The organism is Paenibacillus rhizoplanae (genome assembly GCF_042684125.1).
Taxonomy (GTDB): domain Bacteria; phylum Bacillota; class Bacilli; order Paenibacillales; family Paenibacillaceae; genus Paenibacillus_AQ; species Paenibacillus_AQ rhizoplanae.
This window is the reverse complement of record NZ_JBHUKY010000019.1, coordinates 391,346-403,464: the sequence shown is the minus strand read 5'-3', so window position 1 is coordinate 403,464 and position 12,119 is coordinate 391,346. Positions and strand designations below refer to the sequence as shown.

The 12,119-nt window shown below is 53.4% G+C and carries 7 protein-coding genes; 1 reads left to right on the top strand and 6 read right to left on the bottom strand.

Annotated elements, in window-relative coordinates:
* Positions 1–204 precede the first annotated feature (204 nt).
* Entirely contained in the window at positions 205–1,206 is a 1,002-nt protein-coding gene (locus tag ACFSX3_RS09570) for an ABC transporter substrate-binding protein (RefSeq protein WP_209986525.1), read from the bottom strand.
* Positions 1,207–1,410: 204 nt separating this feature from the next.
* Between ACFSX3_RS09570 and ACFSX3_RS09565 the strand changes: the two genes are divergently transcribed.
* Positions 1,411–2,991 carry a helix-turn-helix domain-containing protein gene (locus ACFSX3_RS09565; RefSeq protein ID WP_209986527.1) on the top strand — a complete coding sequence of 527 codons (1,581 nt, stop codon included), beginning with the start codon at positions 1,411–1,413 and terminating at the stop codon, positions 2,989–2,991.
* Positions 2,992–3,161: 170 nt separating this feature from the next.
* Here the strand turns inward: ACFSX3_RS09565 and ACFSX3_RS09560 are convergent, their stop codons facing one another.
* From ACFSX3_RS09560 to ACFSX3_RS09540, 5 genes are all read right to left on the bottom strand, one after another.
* Positions 3,162–4,220 carry an NAD(P)/FAD-dependent oxidoreductase gene (locus ACFSX3_RS09560; protein WP_209986544.1) on the bottom strand — a complete coding sequence of 353 codons (1,059 nt, stop codon included), beginning with the start codon at positions 4,218–4,220 and terminating at the stop codon, positions 3,162–3,164.
* A 738-nt stretch (positions 4,221–4,958) separates the two neighbouring features.
* Positions 4,959–7,994, bottom strand: a complete 3,036-nt coding sequence (pgmB, locus tag ACFSX3_RS09555) for a beta-phosphoglucomutase (RefSeq protein ID WP_209986546.1) — start codon at positions 7,992–7,994, stop codon at positions 4,959–4,961.
* 19 nt (positions 7,995–8,013) lie between these two features.
* A complete protein-coding gene (locus ACFSX3_RS09550) occupies positions 8,014–9,105 on the bottom strand; it encodes a carbohydrate ABC transporter permease (RefSeq protein WP_209986551.1) in 1,092 nt (363 codons plus the stop codon).
* Positions 9,105–10,220 carry a carbohydrate ABC transporter permease gene (locus ACFSX3_RS09545; RefSeq protein WP_209986553.1) on the bottom strand — a complete coding sequence of 372 codons (1,116 nt, stop codon included), beginning with the start codon at positions 10,218–10,220 and terminating at the stop codon, positions 9,105–9,107. The genes ACFSX3_RS09550 and ACFSX3_RS09545 overlap by 1 nt, the downstream gene beginning before the upstream one ends.
* A 137-nt stretch (positions 10,221–10,357) precedes the next feature.
* The gene (locus tag ACFSX3_RS09540) at positions 10,358–11,791 is read right to left on the bottom strand and encodes an ABC transporter substrate-binding protein (protein ID WP_209986555.1); all 1,434 of its coding nucleotides are present in this window, start codon (positions 11,789–11,791) and stop codon (positions 10,358–10,360) included.
* Between the last annotated feature and the right edge of the window lie 328 nt (positions 11,792–12,119).

Sequence of the window (12,119 nt, the reverse complement as noted above, 5' to 3'; positions counted from 1 at the left end):
ACACTCCCGTTCATCTATCTCAAAGTCGGATTCTGGCAAGTAGAAGGAACACTTCTGGCATGAGGCTTACAAACGAGGACTGCTTGGATACAATTATAGGGGGTAACTGTGTTTTTAGGAACAACAAAAAGCCTAAGCATTCCTTATAGGATCTTAGGCCATTTAATAAATTCAGTATTCAGGTATTTTGCATGGTACACACAGCTACTGCTTCAAAATTTCCGGCAGCACTTCAACCAGCTTCTCTCTCACAAGCGGATCAGTTGATACACCCAGGCTTGCATCAATGAAATACACTTTGCCCGCCTTAACAGCCGGGAGATCTCTCCAGATCGGCTCGGTAATCATTTTTTTGGCCGCTTCGCCTTCTTCTGCATCCATGTAGACGATAAAAATACGGTCACCCGCCAGCTCCGGCAGGATTTCAGAAGAGATATCGACGTAACCGTAGCCTTTCGGATCTTCGATCAGCTTTTGAATCGCTTCTGTCGGTTTAAAGCCGTTCTTATCATATACAAAGCTTGCCAAATAGCTGGTCGTATAGACGCTCAGTCGGTTAGCTTTTAACATATGCTGAAATACCGAGGCTGTTTCGCCCGCTTGTATCGTTCCATCCGCCTTCATCGCCTTCCACATGTCAGCTACCTTCTCTTCATGGTTGCTCAGAAAGGCTTCTGCTTCCTTTTCATGACCGAACCATTCACCAACCCGTTTAATACGCTCTGCCATAGGGTCCCACTCGTTCGTTACGAGAACCGGGGCAATTTTGGACATCACTTCAATTTGTGCGCCATCCGTAACCGAGGTGATAATCACATCCGGCTGAATCCCGATCAGCTTCTCTGCACTAATGGGCCAGCCTACATCAGGGATATCTTTAATTTGCTCTTTATATACGGCATTCTCCAGACCGCCTTGAACCAATCCTACAGGCTGGATGCCCAATAACAAAATATCGCCTACCGTATTATCTGTATATACGACTCGCTCCGGTGAGCTTGGAATCTCCACTTGTCTGCCCGTTGAATCCGTAACGGTTCTCATTGCAGGTGCCGCTTCTTGTGCATGGTCTGTTGCGGCTGGCACTGCCGCTTCCCGGCCCGAACTAGCCTTGTTGCCGCTGCCGCAGGCGCTGATCATCATTGCCATTACAATAAACATAAGGCCTGTCCATAACCATGGTGTCTTCTTCAATAAAGCTTTCATTCTGCACATCCCTCTCGAATTAGCGATAATGATTATCAATATCAATTATTATATCGCTCTGCTCAGCCGCATCACAATGGATAGAACGGCTGTTTTTTTGCACCAATCGGAAGGATCAGCGGGGAAGCGGATGCCTTGTAATGATTGTTCATTTGGTATAGAATCAGTTCCGTTGATAATCATTCTCAAAAGGAGCTGTTTGCTTTGAATTTGAAGATGCTGCATGCTGTCAGCCCGGTAAACTCCCTGTCCTTTCAACTGCATGGCCTGCTGCAAGGCAACTTCTCAGACCCCATAGTCGTACCACAGCAGGAGCTTGCAACATACACGCTAATCTTCACACAACAGGGAGAAGGATGCCTGACTTGGGACAATGAAGCGTTCTCCATAATGTACGGAACCTGCTTTCTGCTGAATCCCCATTGTACGATTGAGATCCGCAATTCAGGCCAATCCCCGCTCTCACTGTGGTTTTTAACCTTTTCTATGCATATGAACCAAAGTCACCCGCCCGCCTTACTAGAGGCCGGAGAATTCACAGTCCCGCACTTCGAGGTGTTGGTCCGGGAGTTACAGGAAATCGCCCAGCATCAGTATACAGCTGACACACTGCAGCAAATGGCGGCACATCACAGCTTCCAGAAGCTCATGGGCAGTCTGCTTCAACATCTGGGACCACACCAAAAAACAGAAAATTCCCGGCAGGCTGTGCTGGAAATCATTGCTTCGCTGAAGGAAAATTACCAGCAAGACGTATCCGTTGAGGAGCTTGCCCGGCAAGCTAAAATCAGTAACCGCCGTTTTACCCATTGGTTCAAGCTGTTGACCGGCACCAATGTGTCGGGCTATATGACCGCTTTACGGATCAATCATGCGAAGGAGCTGCTGCTGGGCGGCGGACGCCTCCAGGAAATTGCGAATACGGTCGGCTATAGGGATGAGTATTATTTTAACCGGCGCTTCAGGCAAACCGTAGGAATATCCCCCGGTCGATTCATTCGCAATCATCACAAGAAGCAGGTGAACATTTGCGCAATGAGCTGTCTCGGCCATTTGCTTGCGCTTGGTATTCGCCCCATTGCTGCCGCCAACAACCTGACGAACAACCTGCATCTGCGCGAGCTAAGCTACGATATTCACAAGGTCAACAGCATCCCGATGCAGCTTGATGAAATAGCAAACCTTCAGCCCGAGCTCATTCTGGCTCCCTGTCAAAATGATTACGACAAGCTGTCGGCCATTGCTCCGACATTATTATTGTCAGGGAACGAACATAACCCGCTGTCCTTGCTTCGGATGCTTGGGGAAACGTTAAATAAGCAGCAGGAGGCCGAGCAGTGGGTTGTGCATTACAACCGGAAAACCCAGCGGCACCGGGCGCGGTTAGCTGCGATCTACTCAAGGGATGAGACGTTCTCCTCTATTGAAATCCGTTCGGATTCGATTTATGTATTCGGCAATTTCTGGTGCAGAGGCGCCTATAATTTGTATGACGGTCTGGAGCTCTCCGCACCAGTCATTATTCAGCAGGAAATGATAAATAAAGAGGCGTATCGTATTATTACTGAGGAGCAGCTCCCGCTTTTTGTAGGTGATCATCTCTTTTTGACGATAGTCGATCCCGGACGGTATAAGCAATTATCTGCGACTGCAAGATGGAAATCACTGCCGGCGGTCAGGAACAACCAAGTCTATCACACACCATTGGAGAAATTCCGGGTAAGCGACCCCATCTCGCTGCATAAACAACTGGACACGCAAATGAAATTGCTGCTTGCACGCTGATCAAGGCAGCTATACGGTGATATTCCCCGGGGATTCAGCAATCATGCCTTAATATGAAATGAACTTAAGAATCCATCTCGCTGCACTAACGCAATCCTTGATGTACAAGGTTGCGTCCGTGAGCTGGTCAGCATTCTTAAGTTCAGCTAATATAACTATTACTTCCGCTATTAGTCTTTCTGCCCGCTCTCTTCATCCTCAATTACGCCTAATGCGCGATTCTTCTCTTTAAACTTCTCATTATGCGAGGATACATAGGCCATCATCGGGGCTTCCGGGTCCAAATATTGCTTGGCGCTATTGAGTGCCATAATGCCATCGGTAAATGTCCCGGCGATCAGCTCCACTTTGCTGCCATATGTCACGAAATCGCCTGCGGCGAACACGCCCGGAAGGTTCGTCGCCATCTGCTCATCAACGGTTACATGCCATAGTCCGAGATCTAGCCCCCAGCCCTCCACCGGCCCGAAATCGCATTTCATCCCGTGATTAACGATAACCGCATCGACTTCCAGCAGCTCACGCCTTCCCGTTTCCAGATGAGCGATGGCGACCTGTTCAATGCTGGTACCATTGCTGCTATGCAGAGCTTCTATGGTATATGGCGTACATATTTTCACTGATGAATTCCTCATATTCGAAACATGCCGCTCATGTCCGCCAAATTGGCTGCGGCGGTGTACAATCGTTACGCTTGCTGCAATCGGCTCCAGTTCATTCGCCCAATCAACCGCCGAATCGCCGCCTCCCGAGATGAGCACATGCTTAGCCCGGAAGACCTCCAGCCCCTGAACGGTGTAATACAAGTTCGTTACTTCGAAACGGTCTGCTCCTTCGATCTCCAGCTTGACCTGCTTGCGGGCACCATAACCGATGGCCAAAATAACGGTTCTTGTATGATGCCGCTCTCCACTCGATGCCGTCAGCATGATCGTGCCATCCTCCTGGCGTTCAAAGCCTGAAATTTGCTGACCCAGTACAATCGTCGGCTCGAAGGTTCTGGCTTGCTCCACTAATTGGGCGATCAATTTCTCTCCGCGGATCGGGGTTACGCCTCCTACATCCCAGATCATTTTTTCAGGATAGGTCAGGATTCGCCCGCCCAGTTCTGGCTGCGACTCGATCAGCTTTGTCTTCAGATCGCGCATGCCGCTATAAAAGGTTGTGTACAATCCGGCTGGACCTCCACCGATTATCGTTACATCATAAAGCTCCATTGGTTTATTCATCGTCTGCCTCCAGCTTCTATAAGTTCGCTGGTAGTGTATATTTATTGCCGATAGCTGACAATGGACACAACTGCGTGCCTTTATCAAATCATCTGTCTTAAAGTACATTACTTTATTTGGAAACCTCAGTTAAACTAAAAGATGATGCGGGATTCAGGAAGTCAGTGGTCTACAACTCTTACATTGTAACTAATGTTATGTACAGTTTTGAAACTAATCCTCCAAGATTCGTCTCATTCTAATGGGGCGGGTCTTTTTCTATCTATTAGCATACGTAAGCGTCAAATAGTTTAATCCAGTTGGCCATCGTCTGCGGGGACAAGGTAACGGATGCCGGGATGTGGAGTGGAGAGGAATTAGTTGGATTTCATACACTTATTGATGAACAAAAGTAGCGTGTAGAAACAACAATTGGATAAACAACACTTAAATTCCCCCATTTTACCCAAAGTAGCCAAAACCAATATAAACAAATGCCCTTTTTCCACTTGCTTCCTTATATTCTTGAGAAATCGAGGAATTAAGATACCTTTTTCCACTTACTTAATCCAGGTTATCTCCAACCGGCTCGCCTTCTTCTTATACTCGGACAAAAAGCCCTGTTCCCCACTCAAATGTGGAGAACAAGGCTAGTTCAATCCCCCTTGCCTGCGGAGCGGGGGACTGTGGAATACTACGCCCCCGCTCCCGCTGCGCGGACGCGGATTCCACTGCACGGCCACAGCCTCCCGGGGGTGGCTAATGCCCGAACAGCTCAAGCAGCTTCCCGGCGTCCAGCGCCGCCGTGGAAGGCAGCACCAGGTCGGCCGCGCCAAGCTGCTCGGCCGCCCCGATGCCCACAGCCTTCATGCCCGCCGCCCGGATCGCGGCCACGCCTGCGGCTGCATCCTCCACGCCGATGCAGTTGCCCGGCGTGACCCCAAGCAGCTCTGCCGCCTGCAGAAAAATCTCCGGATCGGGCTTGCCCTTCCGGAGCTCTGCCGCGTCGGCAATCGCCTGGAACCAATGGGCTGCGCCGAGGCGCTCCAGAATCTGCGGCGCATTCAGGCTGGCCGAGGCCAGCCCCACGGAGATTCCCCGCTCCCGCAGGGAATCCAGCAGCTCAGGAATCCCCGGCAACAGGTCCGCCGGGGTGATCCGGCCGATCATCTGCCGGTAGTGATCGTTCTTCTTCCCCGCCAGCCGGAGCTTCTCGGCCTCGGGCAGCCGCGCTAGCTCGCTGCCCTCCAGCACGATCTCCAGCGATTCCATCCGGCTGACGCCCTTCAGCCGTTCATTCTTCTCGCGGCTGAAGGGAAGGCCCAGCTCATCCGCAAGCGCCTGCCAGGCCAGATAATGGAATTCAGCGGAATCGGTGATCACGCCGTCCAGATCGAAGATGACGGCCTCCAGGCGCTGCGCCAGCGAAATCCGTACCGGCTCCTGCGGAAGCAGCCGCAGCGGCTGCTTCTTATGCCTGATCTCAAGCGCCGTCCCCTCCAGCAGCGTGTACACTACCGCCTCCCGTTCAACGAAGATATCCAGCAGCTGACCGCCCACTGTAACCTTGAAGCGGTAGCTCTCCCACTGCTCCGGCAGGACCGGAGCGAAGCTCAGCTCTCCCTGAGCCAGCCGCATGCCGCCGAAGCCGTTCACAATCGACATCCAGGACCCGGCCATCGCCGCCATATGCAGCCCGTCCTTGGCATTGTGGTTGATATCGTCCAGATCCATCCGCACCGTGCGGCTGAAATAACTGTATGCCCCGGCCAGATCGCCGATCTCCGCAGACATAATACTGTGGATGCAAGGAGACAGCGAGGAGTCATGCGTCGTTAATGGCTCATAATAATGATAGTTGCGGAGCTTATCCGCCAGGCTGAACTTGTCCCCGAGCAGGAACAGAGCCATGACCAGATCGGCCTGCTTCAGCACCTGATGCCGGTAGATGACCAGCGGGTGATAATGGAGCAGCAGCGGATACTGATCCGCAGGCGTGTGCTCGAAATCCCATTTTTGCTTACTCAGAAAGGTGTCATCCTGGGCATAAATGCCGAGCGGTTCGTCGAATGGAATGAACATCACTGCGGCGGCAGCTCTCCAGCCCTCCACCTCTTCGGGAGTTAACCCGATCGCCTGCCGCAGCCGTTCGTAATCCGCAGGATACTCCCGCTGAAGCAGCAGAGCCGTCTCATACGCATACTGGAGTTGATCCTGCACCATGAGATTAGTATAAGCATTGTTGTTCACAATCGCCGTGTATTCATCCGGTCCTGTTACTGCATCTATACAAAAGGCGCCTCCGCGCGCGGGGTTATAGTGGCCCAGATCGGCCCAGAACCTTGAGGTCTCGAACAGCATCTCCGCCCCCCGGCTGACCAGAAAGTCCATGTCGCCCGTTGCCTGGACATATTGCTTCAGGCCGTAGGCAATATCGGCATTGATATGCGCCTGGGCAGTGCCTGCGGGGAAGTAGGCGGAGTTCTCCTCGCCGTCAATGGTCCGCCACGGGTACAGCGCCCCCTTCTGCGACATGACCGCTGCCCGCTCTCTGGCCTTGCCGAGCGTAGCATAACGGAATTCCAGCAGCGCACGGGCGATCTCCGGCTGCGTGAAGGTGAAGAACGGCAGCATGTACATCTCTGTATCCCAGAAATAATGCCCTTCGTAGCCTTCCCCCGTTAAGCCCTTGGCTCCGATATTCGTCACACCGTCCCGGCCCACGGATTGCAGCAGCTGATAAGCATTGAAGCGGATGCCCTGCTGGAGTGCAGGATCACCGCTAATCTCCACATCCGCATGGGCCCAGAAGCTGTCCAGATACGCCTGCTGCTCCCCGGCCAGACCGGCGAAGCCCAGCTCATTGGCCAGCGCCAAGACTTCAGCACTCCGGCCGGGCAGCTCCTCCTCCCCGTAATCTTTGGAGGTATGATACGTTATATATTTGGTAAGTGTCACCGTCTCTCCGCTGCGGACAGCAGCGGCGTAACAGACGGAGATGCGCTGCCCGATTAATTGGTGGCTCATCTCGCGCCCGGACTTCGCCTGCAGTGCATGGCTGACAGCGGTCAGCAGCGCAAATCGCGTGTGGCGGGTGCGCTGCATCATCCACAGCTTCCGGGCGGCAGCGTCATATCCGGTATCCTCCAGCAGCAGGCGGGACTCGCCGCCGCCCGCCCCCAGCCTCGGGTCACCGGTAACCTCAGGCCGGGCAATCTCGCTGTCCACCGCTGAATCGAACTTCAGCGTGCCGGAGAAATTCAGCGCCGTCACCGCATAGTCGATAACAGCCAGATGCTTATGCGTCAAGGCAACCATCCGGCTGATCACCAGCAGTACCCGGTGCCCGGCGGGAGATTCCCACTCCAGCTCCCGGTGCAGCATGCCGCTCCGCATATCCAGCCGGCGCTTATACCGGTACAGCTTCCCCTGATCCAGCCGGAACTCATGGCCTTCGATGCTGAGCCGGATGATACGGGCATCGCTCACATTCAGCATGGCCTGGTTGCGGGAGGGGTACCCGAAGGCCCCCTCAGGATAGACAACCGGCTCAGAATCAAAGAAGCCGTTCAGATAATTTCCGGCTACCGAAGCCCCCGCCTTGCCGTGATAGCCTTCCTCGAAATTGCCGCGCATGCCGATATAGCCGTTGCCGAGTGCAAAGACACTCTCGCTCCGCTGATTGTATTCATCCTCGTAGTGTTCCTCTTCAATACTCCACTCCCTGTATGGATATAATGCCGGAGGCTGTTCACAGGACTTCATCTTCATCTTTATTTTCATCTCCGTACTCATCTCTATATTCTCCTCCTGATCAGCCTTTGACTGAACCGCCCATCAGACCCCGGACGAAATACTTTTGCAGCAGGAAGAAGATCGCCAGCGGCATCAGCATCGAGATAAAAGCTGCCGAGGTCAGCAGATGCCAGTCATTGCCGCGCGAGCCGACCAGATCGGCGATCTTCATCGACATGACCTGCACCGACGGCTGGTTCCCGATGAAGATCAGCGACACCAGATAATCATTCCATACCCAGAGGAACTGGAAGATCCCGATGGAAGCGAGCGCGGGTACGGATAGCGGCAGAATCAGTCTGCTGAAAATAGTAAAGTGGCTGGCGCCGTCAATAAAAGCCGATTCAAACAGATCCTTCGGCAGCTGGCTGATGAAGTTGTACATAAAATACGTAACCAGCGGCAGCCCGAAGGCCGTATGTGCCAGCCAGATGCCAAGATAACTGCCGTTCAGCCCAAGCGCCGTGTAATCCTTGAGTACCGGAATTAGCGCAACCTGAATCGGAATGACCAGCATCGCAATAATGATGACGAACAGCGTCTTCCGTCCCGGAAACCGTAGCCAGGCGAAGGCATATGCGGCAAAAGAGGCGATCAGCACCGGAATCACCGTCGCCGGAACAGCAATCGTCAGTGTGTTCCAGAACGCCTGCGATAATCCGCTCCCCTTCTGTACCGTTTCACTGCCGTCTGCTTCCTTGAGTGTGTACTCCTTGCCGGACAGCACATTCTTGTAGTTGTCGAGCGTGAGGTCAGGCACCGCCTGCCAGCCCTGTTCCTGCATATTAACCGTGCGTGCCCTGCGGTTCTCCCACATCAGGCGGCTGCCATCCGCCTTCACGCCAGCCTTCAGCTGTTCATCCGTATAGGTCTTGCCATTCACCTCAATCGGCTCCCGCAGATCCACCTCCTTGGAGAGCTGCACCGTCTCGCCCGCTTTCCATTCCTGATGGGGGAACACCTTCCACCAGCCCGTCTGCAAAATATCCGCTGCGGGACGGAAGGAGGAGGCGAAGAGTCCGAACGTCGGCAGAATCCAGAGGAAGCAGATGACGCCCAGAATCAGATTGACGGCCGTTTTGCTGCCCTTTTTTTTCTTGGTGCCCACCATTAGAATCCCCCCTGCTTGCGGAATTGCCGCAGATTAATAAGGATAACAGGCAATACCGCGATCAGGAGCACGATAGCCAGCGTAGAGCCGTAGCCGAAGTTGCGGTACATGAAGAACTGCCGGTAGAACTGCGTCGCTACAACTTCTGTATCGTATTGACCTCCTGTCATCACCATGACAACGTCAAATATTTTCAGCGTAAAGACAATAATCGTGGTGGTCACCGTCAGAATCGTCGTGGAGATGTAAGGAATCATGATGCCAAAAAAGATCTTCACCTCACTAGCGCCATCCACCCGCGCAGCCTCCATAATATCCTCAGGCACTCCTTTGATGGCCGCTGAGAAAATAACCATCGCAAACCCCGTCTGCATCCAGATCAGAATGATAATAAGGAAGAAGTTGTTCCAAGGCTGCAGCATACTCGTCCAGGCCTGCGGTTCACCGCCGAAATAGGTCACAATCGCATTCAGCAATCCAATCTGCTCATCGCCCGGCTGATAATAATAGACGAACTTCCAGATGACCCCGGCGGCAACAAAGGAAATGGCCATCGGCATGAAAATAATAGATTTAGCGATTCGCTCATAGCTGCTCCGGTCGGCAAGAATGGCAATCAGCAGCCCGAAGCAGACACAGGCCAGCGTGCCCACGAACACCCAGAGCAGATTGTTACGCAGGGCTGTTGCCATCAGACGGTCGCTGAAGATGGCGGCATAATTGCTGAGTCCGACGAACTTCTCGGAGGACGCGTTGAAAAAGCTTAAGTACAGCGTCCGCAGGGCAGGCAGAATCAGCAGCCAACCGAGAATAAGGACCGCCGGTCCGACAAAAACATAAGGCAGCACCTTGCTGCGGACATGGTCCGGGTACTGCTCCACTGCCCAGGTCAAGGTGTAATAGATCAGATATACGCCCAGCACGCCCCACAACACGGCAAGCACCGCAGTAAGCAGCGGATGAAGCGTTGAATCGCGGAAAAACAGGAAAATCAGCCCGTTGACCACGATATTCGCAAGCAAAACGCCCAGTGATAGCAGGACTGCCCTGCCGCTGATTCTCTGCCTGGCCCGTGCCCCGGCGGCACCCGGCTCCGGCCTTATTTGTACATCCATATCGGTTCCCCCTATGGGCTCTGTTAGAGCAGAGCCCTCTTCATAAGCACCCGTTAACACCAGCCGAAGGGCAGGCTTGACTGCTCAAGACCGCCCCCTTCAACCTCTTGGCGCCTAAGTCCCGTGCTTCCTGGTCCTTAGTTCTTCCAGCCTGACTGAATCTGCTCCAGGGCCTGATCCAGCGTAGCAGTTCCGCTCACATAGTCAGTCATGCCTTTCCAGAAGGTACCTGCACCCACCTTGCCCGGCATCAGGTCCGAGCCATCGAAGCGCAGAGTCGAGGCATCCTGTACCAGCTTCGCCATCCGGCGGTCGGATTCGGACTGGTACCAGTCCAGGGAAGCATCATTCATCGGGGCAATGACACCGCCGGATTGCACCCAGCTTTTGATCGATTCGCCAGTAGTGAAGAATTCCATTACAGCGCGTACCTCCGGGCGGTCATTGAACATGGAGTAGATATCGCCTGCCACCAGGACCGGCTTGCCGTACTGCTCATCAATCGGCGGGAGATAGAACCAGTCATAGTCTGTATCCACCTTGGCCGTTTCCGGGAAGAAGCTGGTAATGAAGTTCCCCATCAGGTTGAACCAGGCCTTCGGCGGATTGTCGAACATCGGCTTCGGGGCATCACCGAACGCAGTAGTGACAATCGATTTAGCACCGCCGTAGACATAATCCTTGTTCAGCCAGATCTTGGACATCACTTCCACAGCGTTCTTCACTTCCGGCGAAGTGAACGGCAGCTCACCGCTTACCCACTTGTCGTAATTCTCAGGCGTCGTGGTCCGCAGCATGATGTTCTCGACCCAGTCTGTTGCCGCCCACCCGGTTGCCGCGCCGCTCTCGATACCAATCGCCCAGGCTGGATCACCGTCTTTGGCGATTTGCTCCGTCAGGGCCATCATTTCATCCCAAGTCTGGGGAACCGTATAGCCCGCTTCGTCAAATTGCTTCTTCGGATACCAGACCAGGCTCTTCACGTTACTGCGGTTCCAGATCCCGGCCATAATCTTGCCATCCTTGCCGTCCATGGTGGACATATCCAGCCAGCTCTTATTGTAATTAGCCGTCAGCTTAGCCTGATCCAGCACCCCGGTCAGATCGATGACCTTGCCGGTCTTGGCAATGGAGGCCAGAAGCCCCGGCTGCGGGAAGTCCGCGATATCCGGCGCATTGCCGCCATCGACCCGGATATTAATCGTAGCTTCGAACTCCTTGGAGCCTTCGTATTGAATATCAATGCCGGTTTTCTCTTCAAAATCCTTAATGCTGCTCTCAAACTTCACCTGGTCCGCATCGACAAACGGGCCGAACATCGTGACCTTCGTGCCCTTATATTCACCCTTCATCGCCAAGTCCAACGGACTTCCGGCCGTTGCTGGGTCTGGAGCATTCGTCGATGTTCCGTTGTTATCTGCCGAAGGTGCCGGTGTTGCCGCTTCTTTTGCTGCCGGAGCTTCCGTCGGCGCAGCAGCGTTATTATTCCCGCCGCATCCGCTGAGCATCATGGTGAAGGATAGACACAGCACCATCGCGAGTGACAGTTTACGTGCTGGAGCTTTCTTCATTGTTTCATACATCCCCTTTAATTGTTTTTAGAGACTGCATCAAGCCAGCTTCATTACCGGAACCCTTCCGGCAGCGCAGCAACTCACCTCCTCAACCTAATTCACGGACAACAGGCACCTTCAACACCGTTAATTCACCCGCGCACTTTCCCGTATCACCCTTAATGTATGCGCTTCCAACAGTCTGTTAGTACCTTCTGCTGTGGGAACGTTTCCTGAAACAGTTCCTTAAACGGTTTCGGAAACGATTCACTCACCTTCCTCTAACTCGGCATTCTGAAAAGCTTTTCAGAACAGTGTAAAGAAACCGTGCTGCCCTATCAGGCAG

Coding starts and splice junctions, on each gene's coding strand:
- ACFSX3_RS09570 (WP_209986525.1), bottom strand. CDS start 1,206: ATGAAAGCTTTATTGAAGAAGACACCATGGTTATGGACAGGCCTTATG.
- ACFSX3_RS09560 (WP_209986544.1), bottom strand. CDS start 4,220: ATGAATAAACCAATGGAGCTTTATGATGTAACGATAATCGGTGGAGGT.
- pgmB (WP_209986546.1), bottom strand. CDS start 7,994: ATGAGTACGGAGATGAAAATAAAGATGAAGATGAAGTCCTGTGAACAG.
- ACFSX3_RS09550 (WP_209986551.1), bottom strand. CDS start 9,105: ATGGTGGGCACCAAGAAAAAAAAGGGCAGCAAAACGGCCGTCAATCTG.
- ACFSX3_RS09545 (WP_209986553.1), bottom strand. CDS start 10,220: ATGGATGTACAAATAAGGCCGGAGCCGGGTGCCGCCGGGGCACGGGCC.
- ACFSX3_RS09540 (WP_209986555.1), bottom strand. CDS start 11,791: ATGAAGAAAGCTCCAGCACGTAAACTGTCACTCGCGATGGTGCTGTGT.